The 20,176-nt window shown below is 62.7% G+C and carries 19 protein-coding genes and 2 tRNA genes; 12 read left to right on the forward strand and 9 right to left on the reverse strand.

Annotated elements, in window-relative coordinates; genetic code table 11:
• The first annotated feature begins 1 nt into the window (after nt 1).
• The 5 genes from ACT531_RS13980 (at nt 2) to ACT531_RS14000 (ending at nt 2,723) form a co-directional block, all read left to right on the forward strand.
• Nucleotides 2-77 (forward strand) — tRNA-Asn (locus tag ACT531_RS13980).
• A 67-nt stretch (nt 78-144) separates the two neighbouring features.
• Nucleotides 145-220 (forward strand) — tRNA-Asn (locus tag ACT531_RS13985).
• A gap of 105 nt (nt 221-325) precedes the next feature.
• Complete coding sequence (aat, locus tag ACT531_RS13990; protein ID WP_476017804.1) at nt 326-1,081, forward strand: leucyl/phenylalanyl-tRNA--protein transferase; 756 nt, start codon at nt 326-328, stop codon at nt 1,079-1,081.
• On the forward strand, nt 1,078-1,836 hold the full coding sequence (locus tag ACT531_RS13995) for an arginyltransferase (RefSeq protein ID WP_295944121.1): 759 nt from the start codon (nt 1,078-1,080) through the stop codon (nt 1,834-1,836). Before aat ends, ACT531_RS13995 begins: the two co-directional genes overlap by 4 nt.
• Nucleotides 1,837-1,892: 56 nt before the next feature.
• On the forward strand, nt 1,893-2,723 hold the full coding sequence (locus ACT531_RS14000; RefSeq protein WP_476017897.1) for an IclR family transcriptional regulator: 831 nt from the start codon (nt 1,893-1,895) through the stop codon (nt 2,721-2,723).
• A 240-nt stretch (nt 2,724-2,963) separates the two neighbouring features.
• Here the strand turns inward: ACT531_RS14000 and pbpG are convergent, their stop codons facing one another.
• The 6 genes from pbpG to ACT531_RS14030 all read right to left on the reverse strand — a co-directional run bounded on the left by pbpG (nt 2,964) and on the right by ACT531_RS14030 (nt 10,436).
• Complete coding sequence (pbpG, locus tag ACT531_RS14005) at nt 2,964-4,040, reverse strand: D-alanyl-D-alanine endopeptidase (RefSeq protein ID WP_015013663.1); 1,077 nt, start codon at nt 4,038-4,040, stop codon at nt 2,964-2,966.
• Between the two features lie 115 nt (nt 4,041-4,155).
• A complete protein-coding gene (locus tag ACT531_RS14010; protein WP_060985654.1) occupies nt 4,156-5,694 on the reverse strand; it encodes a 2-isopropylmalate synthase in 1,539 nt (512 codons plus the stop codon).
• Nucleotides 5,695-5,903: 209 nt separating this feature from the next.
• A complete protein-coding gene (pssA, locus tag ACT531_RS14015) occupies nt 5,904-6,737 on the reverse strand; it encodes a CDP-diacylglycerol--serine O-phosphatidyltransferase (protein WP_015013661.1) in 834 nt (277 codons plus the stop codon).
• A gap of 190 nt (nt 6,738-6,927) precedes the next feature.
• Complete coding sequence (gene ilvC, locus ACT531_RS14020; RefSeq protein ID WP_015013660.1) at nt 6,928-7,944, reverse strand: ketol-acid reductoisomerase; 1,017 nt, start codon at nt 7,942-7,944, stop codon at nt 6,928-6,930.
• Between the two features lie 63 nt (nt 7,945-8,007).
• Complete coding sequence (ilvN, locus tag ACT531_RS14025; RefSeq protein WP_015013659.1) at nt 8,008-8,499, reverse strand: acetolactate synthase small subunit; 492 nt, start codon at nt 8,497-8,499, stop codon at nt 8,008-8,010.
• Between the two features lie 143 nt (nt 8,500-8,642).
• Nucleotides 8,643-10,436: an acetolactate synthase 3 catalytic subunit gene (locus tag ACT531_RS14030; RefSeq protein ID WP_476017805.1), complete on the reverse strand. Its 1,794-nt coding sequence runs from the start codon at nt 10,434-10,436 to the stop codon at nt 8,643-8,645.
• A gap of 293 nt (nt 10,437-10,729) precedes the next feature.
• Here ACT531_RS14030 and ACT531_RS14035 point away from each other — a divergent pair, with 293 nt between their 5' ends.
• Genes ACT531_RS14035 through ACT531_RS14060 form a run of 6 tightly spaced genes read left to right on the forward strand, consistent with a single transcriptional unit; the run spans nt 10,730 to nt 14,256 of the window.
• The gene (locus ACT531_RS14035) at nt 10,730-11,299 is read left to right on the forward strand and encodes an RNA polymerase sigma factor (RefSeq protein ID WP_015013657.1); all 570 of its coding nucleotides are present in this window, start codon (nt 10,730-10,732) and stop codon (nt 11,297-11,299) included.
• Complete coding sequence (locus ACT531_RS14040) at nt 11,296-11,751, forward strand: DUF3619 family protein (protein WP_015013656.1); 456 nt, start codon at nt 11,296-11,298, stop codon at nt 11,749-11,751. The genes ACT531_RS14035 and ACT531_RS14040 overlap by 4 nt, the downstream gene beginning before the upstream one ends.
• A gap of 19 nt (nt 11,752-11,770) precedes the next feature.
• The gene (locus tag ACT531_RS14045) at nt 11,771-12,661 is read left to right on the forward strand and encodes a DUF3106 domain-containing protein (protein ID WP_476017806.1); all 891 of its coding nucleotides are present in this window, start codon (nt 11,771-11,773) and stop codon (nt 12,659-12,661) included.
• A 39-nt stretch (nt 12,662-12,700) separates the two neighbouring features.
• Nucleotides 12,701-13,255 (forward strand): RDD family protein, encoded by a 555-nt coding sequence (locus tag ACT531_RS14050; protein ID WP_291446050.1) that lies wholly within the window; start codon nt 12,701-12,703, stop codon nt 13,253-13,255.
• Between the two features lie 4 nt (nt 13,256-13,259).
• The gene (locus ACT531_RS14055) at nt 13,260-13,670 is read left to right on the forward strand and encodes a diacylglycerol kinase (RefSeq protein ID WP_110959003.1); all 411 of its coding nucleotides are present in this window, start codon (nt 13,260-13,262) and stop codon (nt 13,668-13,670) included.
• Entirely contained in the window at nt 13,663-14,256 is a 594-nt protein-coding gene (locus ACT531_RS14060; RefSeq protein ID WP_476017807.1) for an LOG family protein, read from the forward strand. Before ACT531_RS14055 ends, ACT531_RS14060 begins: the two co-directional genes overlap by 8 nt.
• 151 nt (nt 14,257-14,407) lie before the next feature.
• On the opposite strand, the gene ACT531_RS14065 is transcribed toward ACT531_RS14060, so the two are convergent.
• Complete coding sequence (locus tag ACT531_RS14065) at nt 14,408-14,746, reverse strand: P-II family nitrogen regulator (RefSeq protein WP_015013651.1); 339 nt, start codon at nt 14,744-14,746, stop codon at nt 14,408-14,410.
• A gap of 54 nt (nt 14,747-14,800) precedes the next feature.
• Nucleotides 14,801-16,459 carry an NAD+ synthase gene (locus tag ACT531_RS14070; protein WP_476017808.1) on the reverse strand — a complete coding sequence of 553 codons (1,659 nt, stop codon included), beginning with the start codon at nt 16,457-16,459 and terminating at the stop codon, nt 14,801-14,803.
• An 80-nt stretch (nt 16,460-16,539) separates the two neighbouring features.
• Between ACT531_RS14070 and ACT531_RS14075 the strand changes: the two genes are divergently transcribed.
• Nucleotides 16,540-17,802 carry a GNAT family N-acetyltransferase gene (locus ACT531_RS14075; protein ID WP_476017809.1) on the forward strand — a complete coding sequence of 421 codons (1,263 nt, stop codon included), beginning with the start codon at nt 16,540-16,542 and terminating at the stop codon, nt 17,800-17,802.
• Nucleotides 17,803-17,871: 69 nt separating this feature from the next.
• Here ACT531_RS14075 and ACT531_RS14080 read toward each other — a convergent pair whose 3' ends face one another.
• Nucleotides 17,872-20,037 carry a methyl-accepting chemotaxis protein gene (locus ACT531_RS14080; protein ID WP_476017810.1) on the reverse strand — a complete coding sequence of 722 codons (2,166 nt, stop codon included), beginning with the start codon at nt 20,035-20,037 and terminating at the stop codon, nt 17,872-17,874.
• Nucleotides 20,038-20,176: the final 139 nt, after the last annotated feature.

The following is a 20,176-nucleotide window of genomic DNA, read 5'->3' on the forward strand; positions in this document are numbered from 1 at the left end:
TTCCTCGATAGCTCAGTCGGTAGAGCGCCGGACTGTTAATCCGTAGGTCCCTGGTTCGAGCCCAGGTCGAGGAGCCAAGAATTTGCAGGCCCTGCATGAGTAAAGCAGGGCCTTTCAATTAGTTAATCGCTAGATACCGATCATTCCTCGATAGCTCAGTCGGTAGAGCGCCGGACTGTTAATCCGTAGGTCCCTGGTTCGAGCCCAGGTCGAGGAGCCAATCAAAAAGCCCTGCGCTTCCAAAGTGCGGGGCTTTTTTTTCGCCATCCCCGCCGCAGCGTGGAAAACGCTGCATGCCAGACAATGGTGGCTTTGCGCACCCAGCATGCCCCCGCAACTGCCCTGGCTCGAACCCCACGCCCCCTTTCCCACACCAACCCTTGCGTGGGGGGAAGGCGATCCCGCGCCGGGCCTGCTGGCAGCAGGCGGCGCGCTGGATGTGGCCAGCCTGTGCGCTGCATATGCACAAGGCACGTTTCCTTGGTATGGCCCCGGGCAGCCTATCCTGTGGTGGGCACCTGATCCTCGCATGGTGCTGCCGGTGGCTGAGTTCAGGTTGCGCCGCTCGCTGCGCAAAAAGCTGCAGGCATTTCGCAGACAGGCGCACTGCGAAATCCGCATCGACAGCGCGTTCCGGGACGTCATCACCGGCTGCTCCACCAAGGAACGCGAAGGCCAAGCTGGCACCTGGATCGTTCCGGAGATGGTCGACGCCTACACCGAACTGCATCTGGCGGGGCATGCCCACAGCGTGGAAACCTGGGTCGATGGGCAACTCGTCGGGGGCCTGTACTGCGTGGCGTTGGGTCGCGCGGTGTTCGGAGAATCCATGTTTGCACATGAAACCGACGCCTCCAAGATCGCCCTGTCGGCCCTTGTCTGCCTGTGCCGCCGTCATGGCATCACCCTGATTGACTGCCAGCAAAACACGCAGCACCTGGCCTCCCTGGGCGGACGGGAGATACCCCGGGCCGATTTCCTGCGGCATGTGGACAGCGCGCGACAGCAGCCCCCCGTCACCTGGCAATTTGAGACCGTATACTGGGACGAGCTGCTGCCACCCAAGACCGATCCGGCATGACGCAACTCAACGACCTTCCGCTGCAAACCCTGCAGTTTTACGCGACAGCGCCCTACCCCTGCAGTTACCTGCCGGACCGGCAGGCACGGTCGCAGGTCGCCACCCCCAGCCACCTGATCCAGAGCGATCTTTACTCCGATCTGGTCGCCAAGGGGTTTCGCCGCAGCGGCATGTTCACCTATCGCCCCTATTGCGACGGCTGTCAGGCCTGTACCCCGCTGCGGGTTCTTGTCAACGAGTTCAAGCCTGACCGCAGCCAACGGCGTGCTGCTGCGCGCCACGGCCAACTGCAGGCACGGGTGTTGCGGCTGTGTTTTGTGCCCGAGCACTACCAGTTGTACCTGCGCTACCAGAACGGTCGCCACGCGGGCGGCGGCATGGACCACGACAGCATCGACCAGTACACACAATTTCTGCTGCAAAGCAGGGTGAACTCCAGGTTGGTGGAGTTCCGCGAGACCGACGCGTCCGGCGAACCCGGCGCGCTCAAAATGGTCTCCATCCTCGATGTGCTCGATGACGGCCTGTCTGCCGTGTACACGTTCTACGAGCCAGAGCCCCATTGCAGCTACGGCACCTACAACGTCATGTGGCAGATCGCGCAAGCCCATTCACTGGGTCTGCCCCATGTGTACCTGGGTTACTGGATCGAAACCAGCCCCAAGATGAGCTACAAGGCACGCTTTCTGCCCCATGAAATCCGCACCGACGGGGCTTGGCACCGGGTCACAGGTACCGTGCAAGCGAGCCCCTGAACGCACATTCATATTTCACAAGATAAAATGCAGCGGCCCTTGCACCATTGCCGCTCATGAAAAAACCCGATCCCAGCATCTCCCCCAAACCCAGCGTTCAGGTGCTTGAGCGCATGTTCACACTGATCGACGTTCTGGCCTCACGGGAAGAAGCGATTTCCCTCAAGGAGATCAGCGAAAAAACCGGGCTGCATCCCTCCACCACACACCGCATCCTCAACGACCTGACCATCGGCCGTTTTGTTGACCGCCCCGAATCAGGCAGCTACCGATTGGGCATGCGACTGCTGGAGCTGGGCAACCTGGTGAAGGCACGTCTGAGCGTTCGTGATGCGGCGCTCACCCCCATGCGCGCGCTGCACAAACTGATCCAGCAGCCCGTGAACCTGAGCATGCGCCAGGGCGATGAGATCGTGTATGTAGAGCGTGCCTACAGCGAACGATCAGGCATGCAGGTGGTGCGCGCCATTGGCGGCAGAGCGCCTCTGCACCTGACCTCGACAGGCAAGCTCTTCCTTGCGCTGGATGACCCCCAGCGCGTCCGCGCCTATGCCACCCGTACCGGTCTGGCAGGCCACACTCGCAACAGCATCACGCAGCTGCCGTTGCTGGAGCGAGAACTGGCCAAGGCCCGCCAGTACGGTATTGCTCGCGACAACGAAGAGCTGGAGTTGGGCGTGCGCTGCATGGCCGCGGGCGTGTATGACGACCAGGGCAAACTGGTCGCAGGCCTCTCCATTTCGGCCCCTGCGGATCGTCTGGATGAAGGCTGGCTGCCCAAACTGCAGGCTACAGCGAATGAGATTTCACTGGCCTTGGGCTATACGCCACCGAGTGTCGAAGCCGGTCACAATCCCCTCACCAGTCAACGTACCGAATTGCGCTGACGCCCCAAGGAGGGCTAGGCAACGCCGCTCTTAGCGAGGCATCGGGAATGCATTGATGCAACAGGCCCAATAGCCGGTGCCGTCTGGCAGTCACGACTACACGCCCTCGCACCAACAAGGCGCACACAGCCCCGGCCTTCAGCGGCCTGCACAAGCGCTTACCTGCCAAGGACTCGCAAACGCAAAATAAAAACGCCTGACAGACTAAGCCTGTCAGGCGCATTTATTGAATTCAGCAGATCAGCCGTTGGTGCTACGTGCTGCCTGCAAAGGAGCTGCCAGCGCTGGGTTTGACTCCACCCAACGACGAACCCGCTCAGCATCGCCCAGTCGACTGAACTTGCCCGCAGAGTCAAGGAACACCATGATCAACTTGCGCCCCGCCACTTGGGCCTGCATCACCAAGCAACGGCCCGCCTCGGAGATATAGCCGGTCTTTTGCAGGCCGATATCCCAGGTGGGGTTCTTCACAAGTCCGTTGGTGTTGTTGTACTGGAGCGTCTTGTGCCCCACGGCCACCTCAAAGCCGGGCGATGTTGACAGTTCGCGCAGCAAGGGGTCTCCGTGCGCCACGCCCACCAGCGTCGCAAGGTCGCGGGCACTGGACTGGTTGCGGCTGGACAGGCCGGTGGGCTCGACGTAGTGGGTGTCGTTCATTCCCAGCGACTTGGCCTTGGCGTTCATCAGGGCCACAAAAACGTCCAGGCCACCCGGGTAGGTGCGGCCCAGCGCATGGGCGGCGCGGTTCTCACTGGACATCAGCGCCAGGTGCAGCATTTCGCCACGCGTGAGCGTCGTGCCCACTGTCAGGCGAGACCGGCTCCCCTTTTCGGTATCCACATCATCCTGGGTGATCGTGACAGGCTCATCCATGGGCAACTTGGCCTGGGAGATCAACATACCCGTCATGAGCTTGGTCAACGACGCAATCGGAAGCACCGCCTGATCGTTCTTGCGCAGCAAGACCTCGTGCGTATCTTGGTCTACCACCAAAGCCACGCTGGACTTGAGATCCAGCGGGTCATTGACTTCATGCAAGCCCGCCATCTGACCAAAAGAAGGCTTGGCAGGCACATACGCTACCTTGGTGGGTGCTTTGGCTGTGCGGGCGGCGACACGGGTAGGCTTGACGCTGGCAGCCACCTTGCGCTGTGCGACAGTACGCTTGGCGCTGGCGGCACTGACCTGCTGCTTTTTGGTCCCTTGTTTTTTGACATCTGCCGCGTGCGCGGCAGGCGAAATGAGGGCAGCGCTCACGAGCGCGAAACCCACCCACTGGAAAAATCGATTCACTGCAGCGTTGCGGCGATGGTGCATCAAAGTGCTCCAAACGGTAAGAATTATGGGGCAGTGTACAGAATCAAAAAAAGTCGCGCAAGATCAATACCTTGCGCGACTTTCCGAGAAAGTGAGTGAATTATAAAGAGTTCATTCAGCCTTGGGCGGCCACGCGATCTGCTTTACTTTGTAACTTGTTCAAAGCGCTGAGATAAGCCTTCGCCGATGCCACGACGATGTCCGGATCGGCGCCCACCCCGTTCACGACACGCCCGCTGTTCTGCAACCGCACAGTAACCTCGCCCTGGCTCTCGGTGGAGCCACTGATGGCGTTGACGGAGTACAGCACCATCTCGGCACCGCTCTTCACGTGCGATTCGATGGCTTTGAGCGAGGCATCAACCGGGCCGTTGCCCTCCGCCTCGCCGCGCACCTCTTGCCCATCCACCGTGAACACGATGCGCGCACGCGGCTGCTCGCCGGTTTCGCTCTGCTGGAACAACGAGACAAAGCCGTATTGCTCCTTTTCAGCCGTCACGCTCTCGTCGCTGACCAGCGCGAGGATGTCTTCGTCAAAAATCTCGCTTTTGCGGTCGGCCAGCTCCTTGAACTTGGCAAAAGCCACATTGATCTCGGTTTCGCTGTCGAGCTGCACGCCCAGCTCCTGCAGGCGCTGCTTGAAAGCGTTGCGGCCGCTGAGCTTGCCCAGCACGATCTTGTTGGCACTCCAACCCACGTCCTCGGCACGCATGATTTCGTAGGTGTCGCGGGCCTTGAGCACGCCGTCCTGGTGGATGCCGCTGGCATGCGCGAACGCATTGGCACCCACCACAGCTTTGTTGGGCTGCACCACAAAACCCGTGGTCTGGCTCACCATCCGGCTGGCGGCCACGATGTGCTGGGTGTCGATCCCCAGATCCAGCCCGAAATAATCCTTGCGGGTCTTCACGGCCATCACAATCTCTTCGAGGGAGCAATTGCCAGCGCGCTCACCCAGGCCGTTGATCGTGCATTCCACCTGGCGTGCGCCACCGATCTTCACACCGGCCAACGAATTCGCCACAGCCATGCCCAAGTCGTTGTGGCAGTGCACAGACCAGATCGCCTTGTCGCTGTTGGGAATGCGTTCGCGCAGCGTCTTGATGAAGTTGCCGTACAGTTCGGGCACGGCATAGCCCACGGTGTCGGGCACGTTGATGGTGGTAGCGCCTTCGGCGATCACCGCTTCGAGCACGCGGCAGAGGAAGTCTGGGTCGCTGCGGTAGCCGTCTTCGGGGCTGAACTCGATGTCTGCAACAAGATTACGGGCAAAGCGCACGGATTGTTTGGCCTGCTCCAGCACCTGCTCCGGCGTCATGCGCAGCTTCTTCTCCATATGCAGTGCGCTGGTGGCAATGAACGTGTGAATGCGCGCGCTGTTGGCCCCCTTGAGCGCTTCGGCCGCCCGCGAGATGTCGCGGTCGTTGGCGCGCGAGAGCGAGCAGATGGTCGAGTCCTTGATGGCGTTGGCAATGGCCTGCACCGCCTCGAAATCGCCGTTGGAGCTGGCGGCAAAACCGGCCTCGATCACATCCACCTTCAGACGCTCCAGCTGGCGCGCAATGCGCAGCTTTTCATCCTTGGTCATCGAGGCGCCGGGGGACTGCTCGCCATCGCGCAAGGTGGTATCGAAAATGATCAGTTTGTCAGCCATGTTGTTCTCCTGGTATCGGTGGGGGGACCCGCAACGTCAAAAATCTGGCGCCCAAAACAAAAGGCCCGTTGCGGGTGCATACGGGCCTTTGTGGAAAAAGTGTGCGCGTGCGCCTACTGTCTCCGCCCGTGGGGAGGTAGCAGTAGAGCCAGTGCAAACTTGTTCATGCAACGCAATGTAGCACAACTGCGCGGCAGCGGAGGCGATGGTCACTTGTGCAACCCGCGCTCGTCGGGCTCATCGGTCGAGGTGCTGATCACGCTGCTGTGCTGGCCCTTGGCCTTGCGCCAGGCATACACGGCGTAACCAGACAGCCCATAAAAAACAAACACGCCAAACAGCACGACGGGGGGATGGATGTTGATGACGGCAATGCCTAGCGCTATGAGCACGATGGCTGCAAAGGGCACGCTCTTTTTCATTTGCACGTCCTTGAAGCTGTAGAACGGCACATTGGTCACCATGGTGAGTCCCGCATACAGCGTGAAGGCAAACATGATCCATGTCACCTGACTCCAGGTCAGCCAATGGTCTTCGCCTGGACGCACGCCCAGCTCGGTCATCAACCAGATGAACCCCGCCACCAGAGCCGCAGCCGCCGGCGAAGGCAACCCCTGAAAGTAGCGCTTGTCCACCACGCCAGTGTTCACGTTGAAGCGAGCCAAGCGAAGCGCTGCACACGCACAGTACACAAAAGCGGCAATCCAGCCCCAGCGGCCCAGGCCCTGAAGTGACCACTCATAAGCAATCAGGGCCGGCGCAGCGCCAAAAGACACCATGTCCGACAGTGAATCCATCTGCTCGCCAAATGCACTCTGTGTGTTGGTCATGCGGGCCACGCGGCCGTCAAGGCTGTCGAGCACCATGGCGCAGAAGACGCCCACTGCCGCTTGATCGAAACGGCCATTCATCGCCATAACGATGGAATAAAAGCCACCAAACAGCGCCGCCAGCGTGAACAGGTTGGGAAGGATGTAGATGCCTTTGCGCCTTTTGCGCACCATCACACCGGGGTTCTCGGTGGACTCATTGCCGTCATGCATCAAACAGACCTCCAGCGCCCACGCACATTACGCAAGCAGCTATAAAATTTATAGTATTAAGCGAATTGTCGCAGGAACACAAGTCGCCCTGCGCGCAAAAGGCGAAGGCCGCAGTGTAGCGCCTGCGCATGGGCCGCCTGGCAACGAAAAAGGCCACCGAAGTGGCCTTGGGATGCTTCGCTCGGAAGTATCAGTTGCGGGTCTGGTCGACCAGCTTGTTCTTGGCGATCCAGGGCATCATGGCGCGCAGCTGGCTGCCCACCTTTTCGATGCTGTGGTCGGCCGTGTTGCGGCGGCGGGCCGTCATCGATGGGTAGTTCAGGCGGCCTTCCTGGATGAACATCTTGGCGTAGTCGCCGTTCTGGATGCGCTTCAGGGCATTGCGCATGGCGGCGCGCGACTGCTCGTTGATCACTTCAGGGCCGGTCACGTACTCGCCGTACTCGGCGTTGTTCGAGATCGAGTAGTTCATGTTGGCAATGCCGCCTTCGTAGATCAGGTCCACGATGAGCTTGAGCTCGTGCAGGCACTCGAAGTAGGCCATTTCAGGAGCGTAGCCAGCTTCGACCAGGGTTTCGTAACCCATCTTGATCAACTCGACGGCACCGCCACACAGCACGGCCTGTTCGCCGAACAGATCGGTCTCGGTTTCTTCCTTGAAGTTGGTCTCGATGATGCCAGCCTTGCCGCCGCCGTTGGCAGCTGCGTAGCTCAGGGCCAGGTCACGGGCCTTGCCGGACTTGTCTTGATGCACAGCGACCAGGTGGGGCACGCCGCCGCCTTGGGTGTAGGTGTTGCGCACGGTGTGGCCAGGGGCCTTGGGGGCCACCATCCACACGTCCAGGTCAGCGCGGGGCACGACCTGGTTGTAGTGCACGTTGAAGCCGTGAGCAAACGCCAACGAAGCGCCTTGCTTGATGTTGGGTTCGACGTTGTTCTTGTACACGGCTGCGATGTCTTCGTCGGGCAGCAGGATCATGACCACATCAGCGGCCTTCACGGCGTCATTGACTTCCATCACCGTCAGGCCAGCCTTGCCAACCTTGTCCCACGATGCACCGCCCTTGCGCAGGCCGACCACGACCTTCACGCCACTGTCGTTCAGGTTTTGTGCGTGGGCGTGGCCTTGGCTGCCGTAGCCAATGATGGCCACGGTCTTGCCCTTGATCAGGCTCAGGTCGGTGTCTTTGTCGTAGAAAACTTTCATGGGTCGCTCCGGTTGAAATGCGTTGTTGGGGGTTGAAATGGGGAAAAAACGGGGTGAATTGTCTTACACGCGCAAAATGCGCTCGCCGCGGCCGATGCCGCTGGCACCCGTGCGCACGGTTTCGAGGATGGCCGTGCGGTCAATGGCCTGCAGGAAGGCGTCGTTCTTGGACTGGTCGCCCGTCAGCTCGATGGTGTAGCTTTTCTCGGTCACGTCGATGATGCGGCCCCGGAAGATGTCGGCCATGCGCTTCATCTCCTCGCGCTCCTTACCCACGGCGCGCACCTTCACCATCATGAGCTCGCGCTCGGTGTAGGCGCCTTCGGTGAGGTCTACCACCTTCACGACTTCGATCAGGCGGTTCAGGTGCTTGGTGATCTGCTCGATCACGTCGTCGGAGCCCGTGGTCTGGATGGTCATGCGCGACAGCGACGCATCCTCGGTGGGTGCCACGGTGAGCGATTCGATGTTGTAACCACGGGCCGAGAACAGACCCACGACGCGGGAAAGAGCACCAGGCTCGTTTTCCAGCAAGACAGCAATGATGTGTTTCATGATAAAGAGATTCCTCTTTTCGCTGCCCTCCCCCGGGCACGGTAATGCGCGAGCTTGGCAGGCAATAGATTCGTCAAAAAATGGGCGCTATCTATTCGATAGCTGATAGCGCATGAAAAACGTGCGCTTGGGGCTGATTTGGCTTAAAGGTCTTCCGACCCCAGCAGCATTTCGGTGATGCCCTTGCCGGCCTGCACCATCGGGAACACGTTCTCGGTGGGGTCGGTACGGAAGTCCATGAATACCGTACGGTCCTTGAGCTTGCGGGCTTCGCGCAGCGCGGGCTCCACGTCTTGAGGACGCTCGATCAGCATGCCCACGTGGCCATAGGCCTCGGCCAGCTTCACGAAGTTGGGCAACGCATCCATGTAGCTGTGGCTGTAGCGGCCGGAGTATTCGATCTCCTGCCACTGGCGCACCATGCCCAGGTAGCGGTTGTTCAGCGAGCAGATTTTGATCGGCGTGTTGTACTGCAGGCAGGTGGACAGTTCCTGGATGTTCATCTGCACCGAGCCTTCGCCGGTGATACAGAACACTTCGGACTGCGGCTTGGCCAGCTTGATGCCCATGGCGTAAGGGATGCCCACACCCATGGTGCCCAAGCCACCGGAGTTGATCCAGCGACGGGGTTCGTCAAAGCGGTAGTACTGCGCCGCCCACATCTGGTGCTGACCCACGTCGGATGTGATGTAGGTATCACCATCCTTGGTCATGTTCCACAGCGTTTCGACCACGTACTGGGGCTTGATCACGTCGCCGCTGCCCATGCTGTACTTCAGGCACTCACGCCTGCGCCAGCCTTCGATGGTGTCCCACCAGGCTGCCAGGGCACCAGCATCGGGGCGGGTGCTGCTCTCGCGGATCATGGAGATCAGCTCGGTGAGCACATCCTTCACGTCACCGACGATCGGAATGTCCACCTTCACGCGCTTGGAGATGCTCGACGGGTCGATGTCGACGTGGATGATCTTGCGGTCGTTTTGTGCAAAGTGCTTGGGGTTGCCGATCACGCGGTCGTCAAACCGGGCACCCACAGCCAGCAGCACATCGCAGTTCTGCATGGCGTTGTTGGCTTCGATAGTGCCGTGCATGCCCAGCATGCCCAGGAACTTGCGGTCGCTGGCCGGATAGGCTCCGAGGCCCATCAGCGTGTTGGTGACGGGGTAGCCCAGCATGTCCACCAGCGTACGCAGCTCGTTGGTGGCATTGCCCAGCAACACACCGCCACCGGTGTAGATATAGGGGCGCTTGGCCGCCAGCAGCAGCTGCAGGGCCTTGCGGATCTGCCCACCGTGGCCTTTGCGCACGGGGTTGTACGAGCGCATTTCCACCGTCTGGGGGTAGCCGGTGTATGGCACCTTCTTGAAGGAAACGTCCTTGGGTACATCCACCACCACAGGGCCTGGGCGGCCGGTGCGGGCAATGTGGAAGGCCTTTTTCATCGTCGCGGCCAGATCGCGCGGATCCTTGACAAGGAAGTTGTGCTTGACGATGGGACGGGTGATGCCGACCGTGTCGCACTCCTGGAAGGCGTCCAACCCGATCGCGGGCGTGGGCACCTGGCCAGAGATGATCACCATGGGGATCGAGTCCATGTATGCGGTGGCAATGCCCGTCACGGCATTGGTCAGACCAGGACCCGAGGTCACCAGCGCTACGCCCACTTCACCTGTGGCGCGAGCATAGCCGTCCGCCGCATGCACGGCCGCCTGTTCGTGGCGCACCAGCACGTGCTGGATGGTGTCTTGCTTGTACAGCGCGTCGTAGATGTACAAGACCGCACCGCCGGGATAGCCCCAGATGTACTGGACGTTCTCGGCCTGAAGCGACTTGATGAGGATCTCGGCACCCATGAGGTCCTGAGATGCGGAAGCGGGGGATGCGTTGCCCTGCGAAGCAGCGGCTGCTGAAGAGATTTCAGCTTTGGAGATTTCCATGATCGATCAACCTTTGTGAATTTCTCTGACGAAAAACCTTGGGTGCCCCTCGCACGCGCTCTTGTGAAGCCAGCTTGGGACTTGAGGCCAAGGACATGGGCGGGATGATTGCCGCGCCGGACCGTGACCCGTTTGCCTTTTGAATTGCAACATCAATTATCGCACTGCAACACACACAAAATGCAGCGCCGCCGAAAAAAACTCCGGCGGGTGCGATAATCAGTGGTTTTACGGCGCCATGCAGTTGCAAAACTGCGGACTTTTGCGTCGATCTCCTCCCGGGCTGACCCGTCTTGGCAACCGAACAAGAACTCTCCGATTTCCTCAAAAGCGTAGAAAAGCGCGCATTCAAGCGCTCGGTCTACCACGTTCGCAACGAGGAAGCGGCGCTGGACATTGTGCAAGACAGCATGCTCAAGCTGGCAGAGCACTACGGCGACAAGCCGGCAAGCGAATTGCCCATGCTGTTCCAGCGGATTCTCTCCAACTGCACCCTGGACTGGTTCAGGCGCCAGAAGACACGCAATGCACTGTTTTCGAGCATGAGCGACTTCGAGGGCCCGGGCGAAGATGGCACGGATTTTGATCTACTCGAAGCGTATTCAGGGACAGAGGACGGGGACAAGGCCGAAAGCGCGGAAGACCTGACCCGCCGCGCCCAGATATTCCAGGGCATTGAGGAAGAAATTGCCGAATTGCCTCCACGTCAACGGGAAGCGTTCCTGATGCGTTACTGGGAGGAAATGGACGTCGCAGAGACAGCCGCCGCCATGGGCTGCTCTGAAGGCAGTGTCAAAACCCACTGCTTTCGCGCCATACAAACCCTCAGCAAGGCACTGAAGGCCAAAGGAATCGAGCCATGAAGAACACTGCACAGACACCATCGACCCAAGCTGAAGCAGCCGCAGAGCGCTTTGCGCTGCGCGTCACGGCCCGACTGTCCAGCGGGACCGAGGCTCTGCCCTACGACATTTCTGAGCGACTGCGTGCCTCGCGCATGCAGGCCTTGGCCAAACGCAAGGTCACCGTGCCGGTGCGCCGTACGGCGCCGGCTGCCGTAGTGGTCAACGCAGGCAGCACCGCCACCCTGGGGCGTGGCGGCGAAGGCGGCGGCTGGTGGAATGCCCTGGTTTCGGCTGTTCCACTGCTGGCCTTGGTGGTGGGCCTGGTGGTCATCAACATTGCCCAGGACGAACGCGCCGCCAATGACGTGGCCGAAGTCGATGCCGCGTTGCTGACCGACGACCTGCCGCCTGCCGCCTACTCGGACCCAGGCTTCGTACAATTCCTCAAGACTTCCGCGCAGTCGAACTGACTGCCTGACTCTGGACTGCATGCACCCAAGCCCCACCGAAGCCCCCTCCACGCTGCCAGCATTTGTGCTGGCATTGGTGCTTCTGAGCGCCCTCACCGCGGGTGGCTGGCAGGCATGGGTGCAGATGCGCATGGCTCCGAGCACCGTGCTGCAGGCGGGCGCCGAGGCTGCCGTGGCCCGCCCCAACAATGCCCGTGCGGACTTGTCTGCCGTCAACATGCCCCCCGCCACCGAATCGGGACCGGGCTGGGGCACGCTCAACACGGCACAAAAGCTGGCGCTGTATCCGCTGGCAGAACGGTGGGCACTGATCAGCGAAGCCCAAAAACGCCGCTGGCTCGATCTGGCCACCAATTACCCCAACCTTTCGGAAGAGGAACAGCGCAAGTTCCATGACCGCATCACCGACTGGGCGAGCCTGAGCGCCCAGCAACGCAACCAGGCGCGCCTGAACTACGCCGTCACCAAACGCCTGGCCGGCGATGACAAGCGGGCCCAGTGGGAGGCCTACCAGGCACTGTCGGACGAAGAGCGCAAGGCCCTGGCTTCCAAAGCAGCCCCCAACCCGCATGGTGCCGCTCCCGCCCTGCGCCCGGTGTCTCCCAAGAAGCTGGTGCAGGTGCCAGCGGCCACCCAGGCCAGCCCGGATCGTCCGAACGCGCCCAAGATTCCACCGGTCGTAGACCATTCGCCCCGCGTTGCAGCACCCGTACCTGCGCCAGCACCCGTTGCTGCCCCGGCATCCCCAGCGCCAGCGGCCTCTACAGCCGGGGTGGAAACGGCCCCCGTGGCGATCCCCAGCGCGGTGCCTGCTGCGCTCCCCCCTCTGGGTAGCAGCGGCACGGAAGGCGCCAGCTCGCCAACGCCTCCCCCGGTGACCCCTGACACCTCCGGCCTGTATCCTCAGTAGGTTTGCAACCTGCCTCCGGCCCGACGGGCCTGACTTGGAATGTCCGCTTCTCCCCCTCCCCTCACGCCGCAAGCGGCGGCCCCCGCCTCCTTCGGCACCACCCTCGCGGGCGCCCCTACGCCCAATCTGTGGCGGCGCATGGCTTGCTGGCTGTATGAAGGCATGCTCATGTTCGGTGTGGTCTTCATTGCGGGCTACCTGTTCGGCACGTTGAGCCAGACCCGGAACGCGATGGACAACCGGCATGCGCTGCAGGCCTTTCTGTTTGTGGTGTTCGGCATTTATTTCACCTGGTTCTGGGCCAAAGGGCAGACCCTGGCGCAGAAAACCTGGCACATCCGCGTGGTCGGCACCGCCGGTCAACCCATCAGCCAGCCGCGTGCCTTGCTGCGCTATGTCTTGAGCTGGCTGTGGTTTTTGCCGCCTCTGGCGGCGATTGCACCGTTCTCCCTGTCGGGCGGTGAGTCTGCGGTGATCGTGCTGGGCTGGGTGGCCGTCTGGGCGCTGCTCAGCCGCTTCCACCCCACTCGGCAGTTCTGGCACGACGCATTGGCCGGCACGCGTCTGGTGCACTACGAAATCCCCAAAAAATAAGCGCATGCAACCCTCTTCCACCCCATCGGCAGCCCCCGCCAACCCCCAGAAGGCCCGCACGGGCCTCAACCGCATCTGGCATGCGGCAGGCTATTCCCTGGAAGGACTGCGGGCCGGCTGGAACGAGAAAGCCTTCCGCCAGGAGGCCATCGGGGCCATGGTGCTGCTGCCGCTGTCGCTCTGGCTGGGCCGCAACTGGATGGAAGTGGCCCTGCTGGCGGGCTCCGTGGTCATCGTGATGATTGTGGAACTGCTCAACACCGGCATCGAAACCGCCATCGACCGCATCGGGCCCGAGTGGCATGACCTGTCCAAGCGTGCCAAGGACATGGGCAGTGCGGCAGTTTTGCTGGCTTTGCTGCTGTGCATCGGCATCTGGGCCGCCGCGTTATTTCAGAGGTTTTTCCATGGCTGAACCCGCTTTTTCTGTGTGCGTGTACTGCGGCTCGCGCCCCGGTGACAACCCGGCCTATACCCAGGTTGCGCAAGCGGTGGGCCAGTGGATTGGTGCGCACCACGGGCAACTGGTGTACGGCGGCGGTCGCAGCGGCCTGATGGGCACCGTGGCCGAAGCCACGCGGCTGGCGGGCGGGCGGGTGGTGGGCGTGATCCCGCAGGCGCTGGTGGACAAGGAGCTGGCGAACCGCCAATGCGACGAGCTGCACATCGTGCAGACCATGCACGAGCGCAAGGCCATGATGGCCGAGCGCAGCGACGCCTTCCTTGCCCTGCCCGGGGGCATCGGCACGTTTGAAGAACTGTTTGAAGTGTGGACCTGGCGCCAGCTGGGCTACCACGACAAGCCGCTGGGCTTGCTGAACGTGGCGGGCTACTACGACGGCCTGCTGGGCTTTCTGCAGACCAGCGTGTCTAGTGGCTTCATGGGGGAGTGGCAAATGGGCCTGCTGCACTCTGGCAGTGACGCCAGCGAGCTGCTGCAATCCCTGGTGGAACAGGCTGGCACCAATGCCCGCCAGATCCCGCTGCGCTCAGTGATCTGACTGCCCGCCAGGCGCTGGCTTGTGCTGGCGCGCCCCACGCCAGCGAATGCAGCTCATGGGCGGCGCCGCTGTACAGGCGGGGCCCCTCTTCCCGGATGGCGCAGCCCTATGAGAAGGCGGAACGCGCCGAGCGGCTCAGCGGGTCACCACCTCAGACCGCAGCGTCATCCAGATCGCCCGTGCGGATGCGCACCGTGCGCTCCACAGCGGTCACAAAAATCTTGCCGTCACCGATCTTGCCCGTGCGCGCCACGTTCACGATGGCGTCCACGCAGCGGTCCACATCCTCGGACTTCACGACGACCTCGACCTTCACCTTGGGCAGAAAGTCCACCACGTATTCCGCGCCACGGTACAGCTCGGTGTGGCCCTTCTGGCGGCCAAAACCCTTCACTTCGGTCACGGTGAGGCCGGTCACGCCGCATTCGGCCAGGGCTTCGCGGACTTCTTCGAGCTTGAAGGGCTTGATGACGGCGGTGATCATTTTCATGGCGGGTCTCCTGGAGGATGTAAAAAAGGGGTCTGAAGGCACGGCGCGAACGCGTCACGCCCTGAATTTGCTGGTGATAGGGTAACGCCAGTCCTTGCCGAAGCTGCGGCGCGTGACACGAATCCCTACGGGAGCCTGGCGGCGTTTGTACTCGTTGAGCTTGATGAGCCGTGTCACGCGCTCCACATCGGCGCGCGCAAAGCCGCTGGCGATGATGGATTCGATGGGCTCATCGTTCTCCATATAGCGGGCCACGATGGCGTCCAGCACCTCGTAGGGCGGCAGGCTGTCCTGGTCTTTCTGGTCGGGCCGCAGCTCGGCGCTGGGCGGGCGGGTGATGATGCGCTCGGGAATGGGGTTGGCACCCGTTCCATAAGGGTCGTTGGCATTGCGCCAGCGCGCCAGGTCGAACACCCGGGTCTTGGCCACGTCCTTGATCACCGCAAAGCCGCCGGCCATGTCGCCGTACAGGGTGCAGTAGCCGGTGGACATTTCGCTCTTGTTGCCCGTGGTCAGCACGATGGCGCCGAACTTGTTGGACAGCGCCATCAGCAGCGTGCCCCGGATGCGCGCCTGCAGGTTTTCTTCGGTGGTGTCTTCAGGCAAACCGGCAAACTCGGTGGCCAGCGCGGCCTTGAAGGCCTCGAACTGCGGCTTGATAGAGATTTCGTCGTAGCGCACGCCCATGCGCGTGGCCATGTCACGCGCGTCGATCCAGCTGATGTCAGCGGTGTAGGGCGACGGCATCATCACCGTGCGGACCTTGTCGGCACCGAGCGCGTCTACCGCAATCGCCAGCACCAGCGCCGAGTCGATGCCACCCGACAGCCCCAGCAGTGCGCCAGGGAAGCCATTCTTGCCCACGTAGTCGCGCACGCCCAGCACCAGGGCATCCCACAGGTCGGCCTCCAGCGTGCGCTCGGGGGCAATCTCTGCTGTAATTTTGATAGCACCCTGGGCAGATTCGACTATCGCATAGACCAGTTTTTCCACAAAAGCAGGCGCCCGCGCCGCCACCGTGCCGTCAGCCGCCAGTGCAAACGACCGGCCCTCAAACACCACCTCGTCCTGCCCACCCACCAGGTGGGCGTAGACCAGCGGTAGGCCCGTCTCGACCACGCGGGCGCGCATCGTGGCCTCGCGCTCCGTGCCCTTACCCAGGTGGAATGGCGATGCATTGATGACCGCCAGCAGCTGCGCCCCGGCAGCAGCCGTGTCGCGCGCGGGGGTGGCAAACCAGGCGTCTTCACACACCAGCACACCCACCTTCACGCCCTCCACCTCGAACACGCAGGGCTTGCTGCCCGGCACGAAGTAGCGCCGCTCGTCAAACACCTGGTAGTTGGGCAGCTCGCGCTTGGCGTAGGTCTGCTCGATCTTGCCGTCGCGCACCACGCTGGCGGCGTTGAAGCACACGCTGAAGGCCTGGGCGCCGGGGGCCATGGCCTGCGGGTGGCCCAGCACGATGGCCAGGCCTTTCAACCCCGCAGTCTCGCGGGCCACGGTTTTCACGGCATCATCACAGGCCGCAATGAAGGCGGGGCGCAGGAACAGGTCTTCGGCCGCATAGCCGCAGATAGCCAGCTCCGGCGTCAGCAACAGGCGGGCCCCCTGGGCATAGGCTTCGCGGGCTGCCGCAATGATCTTTTGGGCGTTGCCGGGCATGTCGCCCACAACAAAGTTGAGCTGCGCAGTGCAAATGGAGAGCGTCATGGAACTGGAATCGGCCCCTGCGGCCGGGTTGAATACCGCCGTTGCAGGCCCGCCATCAAGGGAGCATCGCAGGGGCCTGCATGGCTGAAGCTGACATTATCGCCCGCGTGCTCCCCTCCGCGCTGGACGTGGACGCTGCGGCTTGGAACCGCCTGCTGGCGCAGCAAAGCCACCCCACGCCCTTCATGCGGCATGAATACCTGGCGGCGCTGGAAAGCAGCGGCAGCGCCACGCCCCGCACCGGCTGGACGCCCCGCTTCATGACGCTGTGGCAAGGCGACACCTTGGTGGCCGCCTGCCCGCTGTACCTCAAAAGCCATTCGTATGGCGAATACGTCTTCGACTGGGCGTGGGCCAGCGCCTATGAGCAGCATGGCGTGCCCTACTACCCCAAGGCCGTGATCGCCGTGCCCTTCACGCCCGTGCCGGGCAGCCGCCTGCTGGCGCGCGATGCTGCCACACGGGCCCTGCTGGTGCAGGCGGTGTGCCAGTGGTGCGAGCAAGAGAACGTGTCATCCGTGCACGTGCTGTTTGCCAGCGATGACGATGTGCAGACCAGCGTGCAGCAAGACCTGATGCTGCGGCACACCGTGCAGTTTCATTGGAAGAACGAGCTCCCCACGCTGGCTGCCGCGCAAGGGGAGGCGGCCAAGGATGGACAGACCCCGCGCTACCGGGACTTTGACCACTTTCTGGCCAGCCTGTCGCAGGACAAGCGCAAAAAGATCCGCCAGGAGCGCCGCCGCGTGGCCGATGCGGGGGTGACCTTCCGCTGGTCGCGCGGGGCTGACATCAGCACCGCAGACTGGGACTTTTTCTACCGCTGCTACGAGCGCACCTACCTGGAGCACGGCAACCCACCCTACCTCACGCGCGACTTCTTTGCCCGCATGGCCGCGCACATGCCGGAGGCCTGGCTGCTGTTTGTGGGAGAGCGGGACGGGCGGCCTATTGCTAGCAGTTTGATAGCTATCGGCGCATATGAATCTGGCGCTACAGGCCCAAATGACTCTGATTCAGGCTCTGAACCAAGCTCCGGACTGGTGGCCTACGGCCGCTACTGGGGGGCCCTGGAGCGTGTGGACTGCCTGCATTTCGAGGCTTGCTACTACCAGCCGCTGCAGTGGTGCATCGCCCACGGCGCCGTGCGGTTTGAGGGAGGCGCCCAGGGCGAACACAAGATGGCCCGCGCCCTGCTGCCCGTGCAGGCCACCAGCGCGCACTGGCTGGCGCACCCCGCGTTTGCAGAGGCGGTACAGCGTTTTCTGGACCGAGAAGGGGCCGGGGTGGAGAACTACCTGGAGTCCCTGCACCAGCGCCTGCCGTTCAAGCAAGCGCCGTAAGAACCTGTGCAAAGGCTTCGCCGCAGGCCCCTTGCCCGCGCAGTGCAAGGGGCGGCGCGGCTCGACGGCTCAGAACGATTCCCAATCGTCGTCCCCCGCAGCACTTGTGACCTTGGGGCGCGGCGCACTGGCCAGTGCCACAGGCTGCGCAGGCCGAGGCGCCGCCGCCTGGGACGAGCCCGCCAGGCGCACCTTGAGCTCCTTCGCCAGCTGGATCACCGCCGTGGCGACCTTTTGCGAGGCGCGGGAGAACGCGGTGTCGTTGGCCAACTGCTTTTCTGCGTGGTCATAGGCCCCCTGATTGATCATGCGCGCCACCTTGCCCGCCTCCTCGTGGAACTGGCGGTGTGCACCCAACAGGTTCACAAAAGACGGCTTGCCACCGTATTGCGAGCTGCCCGCGCCGTGCAGCCATTGGCCCAGTTCGCAGCAGTCGTCGCGGCCCACGGTGTCCGCATCCAGCCGCTCTTTCTGGGTGACGGCGGTGCGCAGCTTGGCGCGCCAGTTGGCATGGGCCTGGATGGCAGTGTCCAGGTTGATGCCCAGCGCTGCGCCCGCGTTGCCCGCAGGAGCAGCGCCAAGGGCGCGCTGGGACGGCAACGGTGCATAGGCCGGTGCGGTGCCCACACGCGCCGCTGGAGCAAAGGGAGCACGCTGCGTGCTGCCGCTGGCCGCCTGCGTTGGCACTGCCCCCTGGGCGCCCAGTTTGAAGAAGGCCACCGTGCTCACCAGGTCCTGCGCCTGGGTGTTGAGGCTGCTGGCGGCTGCGGCCATTTCTTCCACCAGGGCGGCGTTCTGCTGGGTGACCTGGTCCATCTGCGTGACGGCCTCGCCCACCTGGGCCACGCCCTGGCTTTGTTCAGAGCTGGCGGCGCTGATCTCGCCCATCAGGTCCGTCACCCGCTTGATGGCGCCCACCACCTCGGTCATCGTTGCACCGGCCTGATCGACCAGTGTGGTGCCCGCAGTCACGCGCTCCACGCTGTCGTTGATCAGGGCCTTGATCTGCTTGGCTGCGTCGGCCGAGCGGCCCGCCAGGCTGCGCACCTCGGACGCCACCACCGCAAAGCCCCGGCCCTGCTCGCCAGCACGCGCCGCTTCTACGGCCGCGTTCAGCGCGAGGATGTTGGTCTGGAAGGCGATGCCATCGATCACGCCGATGATGTCGGCGATCTTGCTGCTGCTGTCGTGGATGCCCTTCATGGTGTCCACCACCTGGCTCACCACCTCGCCCCCATGCACGGCCACGGTGGACGCACTTTGCGCAAGCTGGTTGGCCTGCCGGGCGTTGTCGGCGTTCTGGCGCACGGTCGAATTGAGCTCCTCCATGGATGCCGCCGTTTCCTGCAAGGCGCTGGCCTGCTGCTCGGTGCGCGCACTCAGGTCGTTGTTGCCTTGGGCGATCTCGGACGACGCCGTGGCCACGTTCTCGGAGCCCGAGCGCACATGCCCCACGATGCGCGACAGGTTCTGCTGCATCTCATTCAGCGACCGCAGCAGGTGCGCCATCTCATTGCGGCTCTCCCCCAGATCGGGGATGTGGACCGACAGATTGCCATGGCTGATTTCGTCGGCCGCGTGCACAGCCCGCTGCACCGGCCCCACGATGGAGCGCGTGGTCCACAGCGCGAACAAGGCACCCAGCACCAGCGATGCCACCGCAGCCAGCGCCAGCACCCATTGGCTGGTCACCGCGTCCTGGAGGATGGCGCCTTCAAAGTCATCGAGCTGCTTGTGCGTGTTGTCTGCCACATCGGCCAGCGATTGCAGGTAGGCGGTGGCCAGCGGCTTGAGGTCGCTGTCCACCAGCGCAAACACATCTTCGCCCGCCTTCTTGCGGTCCAGCAGCTTGGCGCGGGCATCCACATAGGCCTTGCGGGTGACAGCCACGCGCTCCATCAGCGCCTTTTCGGTCGGGTCGTCCACCAGCGCTTCCAGCTTTTTCTGCGCCTCGCTGGCACGCTGCGACGTGGCGGCCATGTCGGCCGTCAGCGACTGGATGTAGCCCGCGTCCGTGGCCTTGAGCGATGCCGACGCCCGAACCCAGTTCAGGTCAATGGCGGCCTTCCATTCCTGCGCGAGTGCGTTGCGCTCCATCTCGACAGTGGCGATGCGGCTGCTGGCCTCCTTGAGTACAGCCAGCCGCCACACGCCGGTGGCAGCAATGGCGGCGGTGATCAACAGGATGAGGCCAAAGGCCAGGCTCAGGCGTGCTCCGATTTTGAGGTTGTTCATGGACTCTTTCGTGGGACTTGTAGGTTTTTGCCAGCCGTTGGGTCATGTCGCCCGGGGCGTGCTCATGCACGGGTGGCCGGTCAGGACGATGGCAAGGTCTGGATTAGCGTCAATTGTATCATTGTTTTTGATAAAAATG

Source organism: Acidovorax sp. DMC1 (genome assembly GCF_056314325.1).